The 12301-nt window shown below is 49.9% G+C and carries 20 protein-coding genes; 7 read left to right on the top strand and 13 right to left on the bottom strand.

The window, feature by feature from the left end; all coding sequences use genetic code 11:
* Window positions 1–3 precede the first annotated feature (3 nt).
* From M3089_RS03440 to M3089_RS03410, 7 genes are all read left to right on the top strand, one after another.
* Window positions 4–414, top strand: a complete 411-nt coding sequence (locus M3089_RS03440; RefSeq protein ID WP_022217992.1) for a PcfK-like family protein — start codon at window positions 4–6, stop codon at window positions 412–414.
* A 1-nt stretch (window position 415) separates the two neighbouring features.
* On the top strand, window positions 416–1696 hold the full coding sequence (locus tag M3089_RS03435; RefSeq protein WP_249081761.1) for a PcfJ domain-containing protein: 1281 nt from the start codon (window positions 416–418) through the stop codon (window positions 1694–1696).
* 26 nt (window positions 1697–1722) lie between these two features.
* A complete protein-coding gene (locus M3089_RS03430; RefSeq protein WP_005650240.1) occupies window positions 1723–1980 on the top strand; it encodes a hypothetical protein in 258 nt (85 codons plus the stop codon).
* A gap of 12 nt (window positions 1981–1992) precedes the next feature.
* Complete coding sequence (locus M3089_RS03425; RefSeq protein ID WP_249081760.1) at window positions 1993–2214, top strand: DUF3873 domain-containing protein; 222 nt, start codon at window positions 1993–1995, stop codon at window positions 2212–2214.
* Window positions 2184–2450 carry a DUF6956 domain-containing protein gene (locus M3089_RS03420; RefSeq protein ID WP_239484174.1) on the top strand — a complete coding sequence of 89 codons (267 nt, stop codon included), beginning with the start codon at window positions 2184–2186 and terminating at the stop codon, window positions 2448–2450. Before M3089_RS03425 ends, M3089_RS03420 begins: the two co-directional genes overlap by 31 nt.
* A gap of 62 nt (window positions 2451–2512) precedes the next feature.
* Window positions 2513–2716 (top strand): hypothetical protein, encoded by a 204-nt coding sequence (locus M3089_RS03415; protein WP_204482179.1) that lies wholly within the window; start codon window positions 2513–2515, stop codon window positions 2714–2716.
* A 53-nt stretch (window positions 2717–2769) separates the two neighbouring features.
* A complete protein-coding gene (locus M3089_RS03410) occupies window positions 2770–3075 on the top strand; it encodes a hypothetical protein (protein WP_005650230.1) in 306 nt (101 codons plus the stop codon).
* A gap of 118 nt (window positions 3076–3193) precedes the next feature.
* Here the strand turns inward: M3089_RS03410 and M3089_RS03405 are convergent, their stop codons facing one another.
* From M3089_RS03405 to M3089_RS03345, 13 genes are all read right to left on the bottom strand, one after another.
* On the bottom strand, window positions 3194–3538 hold the full coding sequence (locus M3089_RS03405; protein ID WP_022232581.1) for a hypothetical protein: 345 nt from the start codon (window positions 3536–3538) through the stop codon (window positions 3194–3196).
* A gap of 121 nt (window positions 3539–3659) precedes the next feature.
* Window positions 3660–4184 carry a lysozyme gene (locus M3089_RS03400; RefSeq protein WP_249081759.1) on the bottom strand — a complete coding sequence of 175 codons (525 nt, stop codon included), beginning with the start codon at window positions 4182–4184 and terminating at the stop codon, window positions 3660–3662.
* A complete protein-coding gene (locus tag M3089_RS03395; RefSeq protein WP_204482231.1) occupies window positions 4181–4696 on the bottom strand; it encodes a DUF3872 domain-containing protein in 516 nt (171 codons plus the stop codon). Before M3089_RS03395 ends, M3089_RS03400 begins: the two co-directional genes overlap by 4 nt.
* Before the next feature lie 4 nt (window positions 4697–4700).
* Window positions 4701–5588 (bottom strand): toprim domain-containing protein, encoded by an 888-nt coding sequence (locus M3089_RS03390; RefSeq protein WP_249081758.1) that lies wholly within the window; start codon window positions 5586–5588, stop codon window positions 4701–4703.
* A 7-nt stretch (window positions 5589–5595) separates the two neighbouring features.
* Window positions 5596–6171 carry a conjugal transfer protein TraO gene (locus tag M3089_RS03385; protein WP_204482233.1) on the bottom strand — a complete coding sequence of 192 codons (576 nt, stop codon included), beginning with the start codon at window positions 6169–6171 and terminating at the stop codon, window positions 5596–5598.
* A 2-nt stretch (window positions 6172–6173) separates the two neighbouring features.
* Window positions 6174–7193: a conjugative transposon protein TraN gene (traN, locus tag M3089_RS03380; RefSeq protein ID WP_235302268.1), complete on the bottom strand. Its 1020-nt coding sequence runs from the start codon at window positions 7191–7193 to the stop codon at window positions 6174–6176.
* Window positions 7194–7239: 46 nt separating this feature from the next.
* Complete coding sequence (gene traM / locus M3089_RS03375) at window positions 7240–8571, bottom strand: conjugative transposon protein TraM (protein WP_249081757.1); 1332 nt, start codon at window positions 8569–8571, stop codon at window positions 7240–7242.
* On the bottom strand, window positions 8561–8872 hold the full coding sequence (locus M3089_RS03370) for a TraL conjugative transposon family protein (RefSeq protein WP_449566840.1): 312 nt from the start codon (window positions 8870–8872) through the stop codon (window positions 8561–8563). The genes traM and M3089_RS03370 overlap by 11 nt, the downstream gene beginning before the upstream one ends.
* 4 nt (window positions 8873–8876) lie before the next feature.
* The gene (gene traK / locus M3089_RS03365; RefSeq protein WP_204482185.1) at window positions 8877–9500 is read right to left on the bottom strand and encodes a conjugative transposon protein TraK; all 624 of its coding nucleotides are present in this window, start codon (window positions 9498–9500) and stop codon (window positions 8877–8879) included.
* Between the two features lie 33 nt (window positions 9501–9533).
* Window positions 9534–10538 carry a conjugative transposon protein TraJ gene (gene traJ / locus M3089_RS03360; RefSeq protein WP_204482186.1) on the bottom strand — a complete coding sequence of 335 codons (1005 nt, stop codon included), beginning with the start codon at window positions 10536–10538 and terminating at the stop codon, window positions 9534–9536.
* A gap of 3 nt (window positions 10539–10541) precedes the next feature.
* Complete coding sequence (locus M3089_RS03355) at window positions 10542–11171, bottom strand: DUF4141 domain-containing protein (RefSeq protein ID WP_249081756.1); 630 nt, start codon at window positions 11169–11171, stop codon at window positions 10542–10544.
* A gap of 35 nt (window positions 11172–11206) precedes the next feature.
* Window positions 11207–11605: a DUF3876 domain-containing protein gene (locus M3089_RS03350; RefSeq protein ID WP_204482190.1), complete on the bottom strand. Its 399-nt coding sequence runs from the start codon at window positions 11603–11605 to the stop codon at window positions 11207–11209.
* Between the two features lie 51 nt (window positions 11606–11656).
* Entirely contained in the window at window positions 11657–12286 is a 630-nt protein-coding gene (locus M3089_RS03345; protein ID WP_249081755.1) for a hypothetical protein, read from the bottom strand.
* Window positions 12287–12301 lie beyond the last annotated feature (15 nt).

Below are 12301 nucleotides of genomic sequence, written 5' to 3'. Positions count from 1 at the left end.
ATGATGAAAGGAACAGACCATTTCAAACGAACCATACAGATGTTTTTGGAGCAGAGAGCAGCGGAAGATGAACTATTCGCCAAAAGCTACCGCAACCCAGCCAAGAACATAGACGATTGTGTCACATACATTCTGAACTATGTGCAGAAAAGCGGTTGCAACGGCTTTTCAGACGGAGAGATTTACGGACAAGCCATTCACTATTACGATGAAAACGAGATTGAAGTAGGCAAGCCTATACAATGTCAAGTAGTTGTAAACCATGTGGTGGAACTGACAGAAGAGGAAAAGCAGGAAGCAAGAAGAAAGGCTGTTGCCCAATATCAGCAGATGGAACTCCAAAAGCTACAGAACCGCAACAAGCCGACAGCGAAAAAAGAAACACAAGTCCAACCCTCATTATTTGATTTTTGATATGAAACCGAGAACACGCATACAGAAAGAGGTAGTCCGTTTGTCAAGCGGACTGCCCGAACTGACAGACAAGCAGAAAGCACACGCTTTTGAACATTGCTTCAAGCATCATGCCTACCGCACAAAAGGCGGAACTATCACTTGTTCGGAATGTGGACACCGCTGGAAAGGCGGACACACTCTTGCGGAAACTATATGTGGCTGTAGCTGTCCCCATTGCGGAAAGGAACTTGAAATACTTGATACCCGAAAGAGAGTTTTCAGGGACAGCGCATATTATGAAATCATTACGACCCGAAAAGGCTATCAAGTGTTGCGCTACTTTATGGTAGGAGCAACATACAAGGTGGGACAGAAGGCAGAGTATTCCATTCGGGAGGTGGTGCAATGGTGGATTGCCCCAAACGGAAAGACCGAAGTTATTGCCCGACTGAGAGCCATGCACACGATGTACTACGACCTTTGGACTGAATGGAGCGATATGGATTTACGCAGCAACAAGATGCTGAAAGCATACAACATAGACGCATACAAGAGTTATCCGGCAATGCGCATCATTCCCGAATTAAGGCGGAACGGCTTCAAGGGAGCATTCCACGAACTGACCCCATACGAATTTTTTACCGCCATTCTGACCGACAGCAAAAAGGAAACATTGCTTAAAGCGGGACAGACAGAAATGTTCAGATATGCCGTCATTTCAAATGTCAATTTGCATGAATATTGGAACTCCATAAAAATCTGTATCCGAAACGGCTATCATATTGCAGATGCCTCCATGTGGTGTGACCTTGTAAGACTGCTCCGACATTTTGGGAAAGACACCCACTGCCCAAAATATGTTTGTCCGACAGACTTGAAAAAGACACATGACCGACTTGTCAGAAAACGCGAAGAACAGATTGAAAGGGAAAGAGCGGAGCAACGCAGGGAGCAGTTGGTCAAGGACGAAAAGAATTATCTGAAGTCCAAAGGCAAGTTCTTCGGACTTGTGTTTACCGACAACCTTATTCTTGTAAAGGTCATTGAGAGTGTGGCAGAAATGCAACTTGAAGGAAAACTGATGCACCATTGTGTGGGAAGCTATCACAAGAGGACAGACTCCCTTATCCTATCCGCAACCATTGACGGCAAACGCATTGAAACGGTGGAGGTTTCACTGACAACATTCAAGGTGGTACAGAGCAGAGGTGTATGCAATTCCAATACCGAATACCACGACCGCATCATCAGCCTTGTAGAGAGCAATGCCGAACTTATCCGCAAGCGGATGAGTGCTTGATTTATAGACTTCAAAATATACATGATATGGAAATAAAGATAGAAAACATACTGATATTATGGGACGAGAAAGTAACCGACATCTTTGTCAGTCTGATAAACACCTTGTCCTTGAGTTTCAGCGAAACGGAAATCCGCAATTCAATGGCGAAACTTTCAGAAAACGAGAACTTCGGAAGGCTGTTCGCCTACGGCTTCGGAGCGCATCACCTTTGGGTAGCCCAAAGGATGATAACCGACCCCGAAAAGGTAATGGAGAACCGACTACTGATTGTTGAATTTTAATAAATGACTACCATGACAACAAGAATGACCATCAACGGAGTGAGTACCTGCCAGACGGCAGGTACTGAGAAGTACGAAAAGTACCAAACGACTATCAGACGGAAAAGAACAACCCTTTTCCAATATGATTACCGACACACGGACGGAGAACTTTTCTCCTGCGTGAGACCGACATTGGAGGAGTGCAGACAACTGCGTGACGAATGGATAAAAGGAAAGGAGGACAGATTATGACAGCATACTATGATACTTTGATTGTGACATTCAGCGACCCTATCGGAATTTTGGATATGATGTGTACCGATACTTGTGATGTGGCAACACTAAAGGAGTGGATAGAGAGCTACGAAAGTACAAGAATGACCCCGATAAGCGAACATACGGCAGTCATCACTTCAGAATACAACATGGTGCATGTGGTGGAATGGCTCAGAAAATATACCCCCATTGCCGAAATGAAAGAATACTAAAGGTGTGGCGGTACACAATACCGCCCACACCCGAAACAGACAACCCATAAAAAAGAAAGAGCATGAAATACTATTTTATACTGACAGACAGCAGGGACGCATGGATGCAGTTCGTTTACCTCCCTACGGGAGATTATGTGTCCGGCTATATCCGTGACTTGCGGAGTGTGGGAATATCCGTACATGACTATGACCTTTGGACGGAGGAAACACGACCCATTGCCGAGCGGACATTGGAACATATAAGGCAGAGCATGAACGTATAAAAAAATCGGGTGGCAAAAGCCACCCATTGACAATAACTTAAATTCATATACAGATGATAGCGAATACAATCTTACAGCAGTTGGGCGGTCATGGATTTACCGTCATGACGGGAAGCCGTAACTATATCAATTTGGGCAACGGACTACAAATGAGCCTTGCAAGGAACAAGACGTCAGCCAACAGACTGAAAATCATATTGGATGAAGACACGGATACATACACCATGTATTTCTATCGTCAGACACTGACGAAGTATGCGGACATCAAGGTCAAGGAGATAGCCAAATACGAGGGAGTGTACTTTGATATGCTCCAGCAGATTTTCACGGATGTAACGGGACTTTACACCCGACTTTAGGCAGAGGCGGCGAGAGCCGCCCTACTTTCTTTCGGTGAGCAGAAGGCGGACAAAGAAAGTAGCAAAGAAACCGCTGTTCCAAAGACTTCCACTAACGGAAGTCTTTTTTGTTTCCATCTTACAGATTTCTATTCAGAATAAGTGAAAGCGGATAGATATATTTGTTGTATGCTTTCAGTTTCTTCATATCCACACGGTTGTCCGAATACGGGTTGCTCTTCTCGTCATAGAAGAAGATGTCCGTTATGTTTTCCTTTCGGACAATACGCTCCCCGCACAGCGGAATATCCTCCACGTCAAAATCCTCCAGCGGAAGCGTTTCCAGTCTGCCGGGAAGATGGTTGCCAAGCTCGTTCATGTTGTAGTTGAAAAGAGCGAAACCCTTGTGTTTGAAGTCAAGACGTATGCCATACGGACGCCCTGTCAGAAAGGCATCCGCCGCTTTTGCCATATAATTTTCCATGATTGTTTTTCTGTTTCAAAAAAAGTGATACAAAATTAGGTCTTTTCCCGGAGCAAAGCAAAACCTTTCCAGAAAATGACAAGGGAGAACCCCACCATTTGGGTGAAGCTCTCCCTTACTGCTACCTCTTGAACAGCAGCAGAAATTCCATTTTCCGTCGCCGTTCTATCGAGCGGATTTTCCGTCCCTTGTAGTGGCAGTAGGATATATACTCCTCATAGATGTCCCTGTCACCGGCTTCCAGTTTTCGGATCAGCTTGCTTTTGGGTATCTTTCCGCTGCCCAAGAGCCGGAACGGTCCCACATTATAAGCTAATGTACCCAGGAGCAGCGAATCCTTTCCCAGATGCCGGAACATGGCGCAGAACTTCCGAAGGTCTTTTCGCAGCAGTTCGTCAGCCTGCTGTCTTGTCATGGTGCGTGCCGAGTATATCTCGCCCGGCTGGAGGCAATGCCCCCAGCCGACATAAGGATGGTTCTTTTCCGAGTGCCAGCCCTCAAAATAGCGTACACACAAAAATGCCCTCTCAAATTCCGGCAACCTGAAAATCCTTGCTTCCTTGGCTGTTTCCCTTTCAGGTTCCTGTGCCGACAAAGTGCAGCCCAACGAAAGGAAACAGAGCACTAACAACATCCTGTACCTCATTCACGGATTTGTTTGGAAGTGGACGGACTGACGGCTGGCACACTGTCGCTTTCCGTTTCTGAAGTGTTGGAGTTGTTGAAATCAAACTCCATTTCATGGGAGTTGCCGAAGTTATCCTCCACGACCACGATGAAATTCTGTGTTTCATCGCATTGCGAGGTGTAGTACAGACGGAACTTCTCGTTCTCCAGCAGGTAACGGTCGTTCGGCAGGAATACCGTACCGTTGTCCATCTTCAGTGTCCCTTTACCTTCATACTGGAAGTAACGTATCGTATAGAGTGTATTGGCAAAATTGCCCTCCTTCTTCATCTCACAGCGGATTTCCACGGTCTGCCCCTTTGCCACATCGTGAGGGACAGGCATGGTTTCCACCGTAAACGGGTAGCTCTGCTGTATGTCCATATCGTCATCGCAGGACGCAAAAAGTCCCGCAGCCAGGACAGCCATGCAGACTGCCACTGCCTTGAAAATTGATTTGCCTCTGTTGCTGTTATTATTCATAATCTTCATCATCTTATCTGATTTTAAGTTTGTTGTTATTCTGTTTGTTTATCCGTTGCTGCAAATACTCGTTCAGGTCCTTGCAGCCTTTGTATAACCCACGGCAGTCCGACACCTTCTCACCGTACCGCATCCGCAGTTTTTCCACCGTCCGGTGTCCGGCTTCATCGTTGTCGAGGTAGCACCGTATCCTTTCGTAACCGTCCAGATAACGGAAACTCCTGTCCACATTGGCGACCGAGTTCAGGACAAGGCTGTCGCCGTCCTCCGCCATGCCGAGCGTCACGGCGGACAGGAAGTCCATGAAGCCCTCATAAAGGCTGCAACTTTCAGCCTGCCCGTCCTTCCGCTTTATCAGGGATACGTCTTTGGGCGGTATGCACCCTTTGAAAAGCCGGTTCCGGAGTTCATAACCGCCGGACACATTGGAGAAGCCGACGGCGAAATATTTCTTCTTGTGGACGTAGTAGTTCAACTGGCAGCAGTAAAAGGACGCTGTATCGGGAGATATGCCACGTTCCACCAGATATTTCTTCAAAGCCTGATACCGCAGGGGCAAGACCTCCACGTCCTCAAAGGACGGTTCGGGAGTCTTTTTCCTGAAGGTGGAAGCATCCGGCTGCACCATAGGCACACCGGCACTTTCCGATATGAACCTTACCTGGGCGAGAAAATCACGGCTGTGGATAAACTCTCCGGCAAGATTGAAGATGTCACCGCCTATGCCCAGCCCGAAATCGTACCAGACATTCTTTTCCACATTCACACGGAAGGACGGTGTCCTTTCGCTCCTGTAAGGTGCCGAATACCACAATTCGTTTCCGCTTCTTCTTGTCGGTTCATGTCCCAGCCTTCGGAGAAAGTCCGCAATCGGTATCTGCCTCATTTCAGCTATATCCATACCCGTCCTAATTTATGATGAACTTGATACCTATTCCAAACTGCGTGTGGAGCTTTCTCGTGTCACCTCCCCAAAGACAACGCTCGCGCAGGCTGGCAAGCAGAGCCAGACGGTCAGCCACATACACCTCCATGTCGAGCGTCACCGCACCGCCATAGACAAAAGCGTCACTGTCGTGGAGCCTCGCCCCGTCATACAGCACCTTGTCGCCCCAGTTCACCGTTTCATATCCGGCAAGAGCGGAAACGCCGGCATAGAGAAACACGATTTTGCGGGCATCGGAAAGCACCTTGAAGTGGTAGCCGCCTTCGGCGGTAAACTGTGCCACCGGTATCTTCACATCATTGTACGGACTGTTTTTCAACAGGTATTCACCGCCCAGCGACCATTTGTTGCCGTTTTTCGTATAGGTCGAAAGAAGCGCCCCGAAACTGTGCCCTCCGTCATTGCCGCCCATCCTGAAACCGTCCGTCATTGCCGCCTTCACTTCGATGCCCTGCATTCCCGGCAGGCATCGCTGGGCGTTCGCCCGCCCCGTGAACAGGGCAAGCGACGCTGCCAGTGCTATCATGTACTTTCTCATGTTCATCGTACCTGAAGTTCGTTAATCGTTGTGGCTCGTACCAGATCCTCGTTCTCTACGGTAAAGGACTGGTGACGTCCTCCGTTCTTCTCATGCAGTTCCACCACGAGGCATTTGTCGTCCGGAATGGTGAACTTGGACATCGTGAACACGGTACGTTCCTTTTTCTTTCCCGGCACGCAGGTCACATAGTTCTGCGCACGGAGCGGAAGAATGACCTGTTCCTGCACGGCTGTACGCTTTGCCACCTTCTTGTCCACGATTTTCCATGTGATATAGTCCACGTCAAACGGGACGTTGCTCTGGTTCTTGATTTCCGTATGGAAATACAGAAGTCCGTTATGCGTATAGATGCCTTTGAGGATATACTGGATACCGAAACGCTTGCAGCCGATATGCTTCACCTCACGCTTGTTCTGTCTGTGGATGGACTTCATGATAAGACGCACCAGCATCGGACTTTCATTCCCCAGTTCCTTCAGGTAAATCTCCATCGCGTTGTTCGGACGGTTCACCGCTTCACCGTCGTGGATGAAGTCGCACATCTCCACATTGAGGAGCAGCGGCTCTTCCGCATATTTGACGTTGAAGGTGTAAAAGCCGCCGTCCTCCGTGATGACGCTCATGTTCGTCTCGTTCTGGAAATTTCTTACCGTAGCTTTCACTCTTATCACATTCTCAGCCCCGTCCGCTTTTCCGGCAATAAGGTTCGGTGAGCCCAGGTCCACGTAGCGCACCTCTGACGGAAAGATTATATGCACGGTTTTGTTGTAGGTCACTTCCAGTCCGTGCGGCGGTATCATGCGGTCAAAGGTCAGCTTGCGGGTCAGACCGTGATACAGGTCGCCGTCCGCCTCTTTCTGCGGATAGATTTCTTTGCTCAGAGAGAGTTTCTGAACCTCTTCCTGCTTCACTTCCTGAGCCGGTCTGTCACTTCCGTTTTCTTCGGCGGTCTTGTTTTCCTGCGCTTGGGCAGATACGATGCCCATAAACAGGGCGAACATCATAATTACTTTTTTCATTTTACTTTGGATTTAGTGGTAATAATAAATTGATAATTTTTTGTTGTTAATTTCTGTCCTGATACAGCATGACCTTGTATCCGGCTTTCAGATGTACCTTGACGGTACGCATCTTCTTGGCTATATACTGGCTTGTGCCCTGTATCAGCCCCTTGCCCAGGTCGGAGGCGAGCTGTGCCTTCGCATCGGTGGAGATGTTGATGCTGCTGCCGAGCGATCCGCCCATGTTGGCGGCTACCTCACGGACTGCGTTCATTTCCATCGAGTTCGGGATGAAGATTCCTTCCTGTCCGTCCGTGTCGTAAACGGAAAGCTCGACCGGAATGATCGTCCCCTCATGTTCCAGCGAAGTGACTGCTATGCCGAGACGTTCACCCTGAATCCTTGCCGCTCCGACAAGGACGGCATTGCGTGGGATGATTTTCTCCGCAACCGCCATCGGCTCCAGAAGCCGCAGCCGGACAGCCTGCCCGTCCGTCACGCTCTGTGCCCCATAGACACATGCCGATATGGTGTTCTTGTCCGATACCGTACGGCTTCCCACTGCCGTGTGGAAACCCATGTTGCGCTCCTGTGCATACATGGCGGCAAATTTCGCATTGCTCATAGGCTGTGCAAGGGAGGAAACCACCTGTCTGGTAACCTGCTTGACCGGCATTGCCGTATGCTCTTCCGCCTTCCGTACCGGCGATGCCTGTGCTGTCTGTTGTCCGTTCTGACCACCCATGTATTTGGATGCCAGTTCATACGACTTTTCCATAAGCACCACCTGCTCGTCCATTGAGGAACCTTTTTCCTTCTCCCTTTCAAGTTCCGTTTCCAGCGAGGATATGCGCTCCATCAGCTCCTCCATTTCAGCACTGTTTCCCGAAGGCTGCTCATAGAAGTTGCCGAGCGTGGCGTTCAGGTCACGGTAGGCGGTGGCCGATGACCTGATTGTCTGCGAAGCCGGCGATGATGCCGTATCCGTATCACTTCCGCCACCGGGACTGGCAAGGTCGAAGTCCGGATTGTCCCCGGTCACGGAAACTTCCCGGTCGAACATGCTGCCGAGTTCCTGCATGGCATGGTTGCGGCTTGCCCTGCGTTCCTCCATTTCTCCCTGCTCGTAGGCTTTGACCTTGTCACCGATAATCTTCCTGTTGTCCTTGTCCGCATCCGGTATCTCCGTGTTGTAGCCCGTCGCACCCGGCTGTTCCTCCTTGTCGGAAGAGGGAGCGAATATCAGCCACATGGCACCGATGAAGACCAGAACCATTGCAGGCAGGACTATCATCTTCTGACGTTTCAGCCTTTGCGCCTCCGTCAGTGGTGTACGTTCCCTGTTCTTCTTTTCGGGGCTGTCCCCGTTCTCTTTTCTTGTTTCCTTATTTTCCATCCTTATACTGTTTTATAAAATTGTGATGAATCTTGCCGCCGCATTCTCCCTTTACGGGGAGCTGTCCGGCGTGTCCGATATTCAGTTTCCGTCCGTCATCACGTCCTATATCGTACAGCGACTTTCCGAACGTGTAAAGGGCAAGCGTGGCAAATACGGCCAGCATAGCCAGTACGATTCTTTTCCTTGTCTTTTGCGGAAGTCCGTCCAGATAGTCCTTCAGTCCGGAAACTATCCGCTCTCTTGTACCGCGGATTTTCTCATATGCCATCCGCAGCGGTTTCATTGCTTTTTCTTTCATTCCATTATCTTTTGACGGTTTGCAGGTCCTTGTTCTCTATGATGGTGAACCCCTCTATCGTGAATCCGTTGGGATTGTCGTCAGACCGCGAGGCGTTCAGCAGGCGGCAGGTCGTCACGAGGCTGCGCTCCGTGACGTTGCTCTGACGGATTATCTGCTGGGTGGCATAGGTGGTCGCACGGTAGGGATAATGCTCGAAATCGCACACCACGCTGTCCACTTTCAGCACCTGCGTGATATTGCCGGCAATGATGCGGTTGTAGTAGCCCTTTTCCGCAAAGTCCGAGTAATAGTTATACACGCTGCGGTCTGCCAGCAGCAGGGCACGTCTCACATTGTGCTCGATGGCGCTCTTCTCCGGTGACAGGGTAAAGAACAGTTCGTGAAAGCGACGTACATGCTCGCGGGCTTCCGCAGGACGGTTCTGTGAAAGGTCCTGCGAGAGAGCCAGCATCAGGCTCTTGCCGTTGTCCAGCACATAAATCTTTTCCCTCTGCTTTTCCGCAAAGCGGTAGGAACTCCATACGCTCCACACCGTTATCACGGTACACAGTGACAGGAAGACGATACCGAACAGGCGTATCTGCCTGAATGATGTTTCAATATTCTTCAATGACTTGAATTCCATATTACTTTATCTGTTTTTAGTTGTTCTGTTGGTTTATTTCAGCAGCTTGCCCACACGTCCCGTCACGTTTCCGGCGGTGGCACCGGCAACACTGCCTGTGAATCCGGCGGATTTTCCGGCTACCTGATTGACGTTGCGTCCGTAGTTGCCCATGCCTCCGGCCTGAATGATCCAGCCCGATACGGTCGGAATGGTAAAGTATCCGATAATCCCGATTATCATGAATACGATATACACGCCGTCGCTCGAATCAAGTGAGAAGTTCGGGTCCGCCTGCATACGTTCGATGTCGCTTTGCAACATCAGTACCTGTATCTTTGCCAGCACCGTACTGAACATGTCCGATACGGGAAGCCACAGGTAAACCTGTATATAGCGGCAAATCCACTGCGTCAGCGTGCTCTGGAAACCGTCCCATACCGATATGGCGAAGGCTATCGGACCAAGTATCGCCAGCACCACGAGAAAGAACGTGCGTATGGTATCTATGACAAGACCGGCAGCCTGGAACATCAGTTCGAGTATCTCGCGGAAGAAGTCACGCACGGACTTTTTCATGTTGTACATGCCACGTTCGATATACATTCCCGTCATGGTCACCACGTCCTCCGGCGACCAGCCCAGTTCGTCCAGCTGCCTGTCAAATTCCTCGTTGCTGACAAGATAGGCGGTTTCCGGGTTGCGCATCATCGCCTCATGTTCAAGCTCGTCTTTCTGCTTGCGGTATTCGTTCATGTCCAGCGTTTCCGCCTCCAGTATCTTTGCCGTTCCCTGAACGATGGGCGACATGACCCCGTTGAGCGTTCCCAGAACAAGCGACGGGAAAAGCATGATACAGAATCCTATCGCAAAGGGGCGCAGCATGGGGAACACCTCTATCGGTTCCGCCCTGGCAAGTGACTGCCACACACGGTAGGCGACATAGAACAGCGCACCCAGACCGGCAATCCCTTTCGCGACACCGGCCATGTCCTCGCACAGGGGCATCATCTCCTCGTAAAGCGAGCGGAGTATCTGATGAAGGTTTTCAAAGTCCATAGGCTACCAGTATCTTTCGTTTGCATTTCCGTAAAGACCCAGCACGCGGTCAAGGTCGTTTTTCTTTTTCGCACGCAGATAGCTTACCGAAATGTTCTTGTTGGTATAATAGCCGACAAGGTTCCGGTATCTTCTCATTTTCGAGTAGCAGCGTTCCACCACGTCCATGCGTTCCTTGTCCGTCATCGAGAGTGTGGTGATGTTCACCACGTTCTTCAGCTCCGTCAGCACGTCATTGCTTTCCTCAAGCAGTTTGGTATATCCGAACGCGATGGCTCCGAGTTCCTCCACGGTGAAGTTCTCGTCACGCATCATCTTCTGGAAACTGTTCACATAGATGTCCGTGATGTCGCCCACCATCAGGATGGTCTGCTGCACCTTTCTGGCGTCTTTTACAAGATTGTTCACCGATTTCAGCGCGTCATAATACTTCTTTCCCTGCTCGTAGATCTTGACGGTCTCCTGAAAGTTTTTGACCATATTCGTTGCGGTGGTCGAGGTATGCGCCACATTCTTCGAGGTGTTTATGATGCTTTGTGCAATGTTGGACGGGTCTATGACCGCCCATTGTGCGCTTGCCCTGCCTGCGTAAAGCAGGCACAGGCAGAAGATTGTCAGAATTTTTATTTTCATTTTCTTTCTTTGGATTTAGTGGTCATTATCGGTTGTCATTGTCTGTCTTCCGCGTTGTCTGCTGCGGGAGTGGCCCTTATATAGTCCCCGTTCGGCGAGAAGGTCAGGATGTCCGTTTCCTCATTGTACGCCACATCTATGCGGAATCCGGTATTCATAAACAGGTTTCCGTTGTCTTCCATCTGCAGCAGATAGGTTTCCGGCTTCAGCTTGCGGCTTATGCCGCTGCGTTTGAATACGGTCACCTTGTACGCATTTCCTTCCTTGTAGATGAGCAGGTCGGGTTTGCTTTCCACGCTTTCCCAGTTACCGCAGATGCTTTCGCGCACGTCCTTGTCCTGTTCCATGTCACATGCCTGCATCACCAGTGATGCAAGTCCTATCAGACCGCCGCAAAGCAGTCTGAGCTGGGATTTTGTAATCTGAATGTCCATACTTTTTCTTTTTTTGATGTTACTGTTGTTTTCTTTGTTATTTGCTCCGGTTCAGAAGCCCATTCTCCTGCCTTTCGGCCTGCAAGGGCGGATACCCGGTGCGGGGCGGTCCGGATTTTCCTTCCTTGGCTGTACCGCCTGTTTCTCCTTCGGCTTGCCGAACAGCTCGTCCGCGTCCGACCTTCTGCCCGTCATTCTCGAAAAGCGGCTGTCCAGTTCCCTGTATGCCTGTTCCACCTGCCTGAGAATGGTTTCGCGGGGAGCCTTGCGGTCGATTCCGTATTTGTCAAAGAAGCCGGGGTTGTAATGTACCGGGTCGTCATAATCTTTCCTTACGGTCATGCCTCCGAGCAGCAGAAGTTCCTTGTAAAGTCCTTCGATATACACTCTCGAAGGACTGCCGCAGATGCTTTCGTATGCCTTTTCCACTGCACGGGTAAGTCTTCCGCCGACTTTTCCGGCATCCGGGACTTCCCCTTGCTGTCTTTTCTCGCTGTACTGCCTGCCGTCCATTTCTTCAAGTTCCTTATACAGCCGGTAGTCTTCCGAAAAGCCGTACTGTTTCTGGATGTCTTCCGGTATGTCGGCACCGTATATGAGGAACTCCTTGAGCCGGGTGGCATGTCTTTCCGTTTCCTGCCTTTTCTGTTCGGCTCTCATGTATGCGTTGTCCATATCCATATTGTCAGTTTTTTT

It is taken from the genome of Marseilla massiliensis (assembly GCF_023336985.1).
Taxonomy (GTDB): domain Bacteria; phylum Bacteroidota; class Bacteroidia; order Bacteroidales; family Bacteroidaceae; genus Prevotella; species Prevotella intestinigallinarum.
The sequence above is the reverse complement of the archived record's forward strand: the minus strand, read 5'-3'. Positions and strand labels throughout refer to the sequence as shown.

What these genes read in the sequence shown, in the direction of transcription:
- traN (WP_235302268.1), bottom strand. Translation starts at nt 7,193, where the DNA reads ATGAAAAAAGTAATTATGATGTTCGCCCTGTTTATGGGCATCGTATCT.
- M3089_RS03390 (WP_249081758.1), bottom strand. Translation starts at nt 5,588, where the DNA reads ATGGATATAGCTGAAATGAGGCAGATACCGATTGCGGACTTTCTCCGA.
- traM (WP_249081757.1), bottom strand. Translation starts at nt 8,571, where the DNA reads ATGGAAAATAAGGAAACAAGAAAAGAGAACGGGGACAGCCCCGAAAAG.
- M3089_RS03385 (WP_204482233.1), bottom strand. Translation starts at nt 6,171, where the DNA reads ATGAGAAAGTACATGATAGCACTGGCAGCGTCGCTTGCCCTGTTCACG.
- M3089_RS03425 (WP_249081760.1), top strand. Translation starts at nt 1,993, where the DNA reads ATGACAACAAGAATGACCATCAACGGAGTGAGTACCTGCCAGACGGCA.
- M3089_RS03370 (WP_449566840.1), bottom strand. Translation starts at nt 8,872, where the DNA reads ATGAAAGAAAAAGCAATGAAACCGCTGCGGATGGCATATGAGAAAATC.
- M3089_RS03420 (WP_239484174.1), top strand. Translation starts at nt 2,184, where the DNA reads ATGGATAAAAGGAAAGGAGGACAGATTATGACAGCATACTATGATACT.
- M3089_RS03410 (WP_005650230.1), top strand. Translation starts at nt 2,770, where the DNA reads ATGATAGCGAATACAATCTTACAGCAGTTGGGCGGTCATGGATTTACC.
- M3089_RS03350 (WP_204482190.1), bottom strand. Translation starts at nt 11,605, where the DNA reads ATGGACATTCAGATTACAAAATCCCAGCTCAGACTGCTTTGCGGCGGT.
- M3089_RS03435 (WP_249081761.1), top strand. Translation starts at nt 416, where the DNA reads ATGAAACCGAGAACACGCATACAGAAAGAGGTAGTCCGTTTGTCAAGC.
- M3089_RS03405 (WP_022232581.1), bottom strand. Translation starts at nt 3,538, where the DNA reads ATGGAAAATTATATGGCAAAAGCGGCGGATGCCTTTCTGACAGGGCGT.
- M3089_RS03400 (WP_249081759.1), bottom strand. Translation starts at nt 4,184, where the DNA reads ATGAGGTACAGGATGTTGTTAGTGCTCTGTTTCCTTTCGTTGGGCTGC.
- M3089_RS03395 (WP_204482231.1), bottom strand. Translation starts at nt 4,696, where the DNA reads ATGAAGATTATGAATAATAACAGCAACAGAGGCAAATCAATTTTCAAG.
- M3089_RS03345 (WP_249081755.1), bottom strand. Translation starts at nt 12,286, where the DNA reads ATGGATATGGACAACGCATACATGAGAGCCGAACAGAAAAGGCAGGAA.
- M3089_RS03430 (WP_005650240.1), top strand. Translation starts at nt 1,723, where the DNA reads ATGGAAATAAAGATAGAAAACATACTGATATTATGGGACGAGAAAGTA.
- M3089_RS03440 (WP_022217992.1), top strand. Translation starts at nt 4, where the DNA reads ATGAAAGGAACAGACCATTTCAAACGAACCATACAGATGTTTTTGGAG.
- traJ (WP_204482186.1), bottom strand. Translation starts at nt 10,538, where the DNA reads ATGGACTTTGAAAACCTTCATCAGATACTCCGCTCGCTTTACGAGGAG.
- M3089_RS03355 (WP_249081756.1), bottom strand. Translation starts at nt 11,171, where the DNA reads ATGAAAATAAAAATTCTGACAATCTTCTGCCTGTGCCTGCTTTACGCA.
- M3089_RS03415 (WP_204482179.1), top strand. Translation starts at nt 2,513, where the DNA reads ATGAAATACTATTTTATACTGACAGACAGCAGGGACGCATGGATGCAG.
- traK (WP_204482185.1), bottom strand. Translation starts at nt 9,500, where the DNA reads ATGGAATTCAAGTCATTGAAGAATATTGAAACATCATTCAGGCAGATA.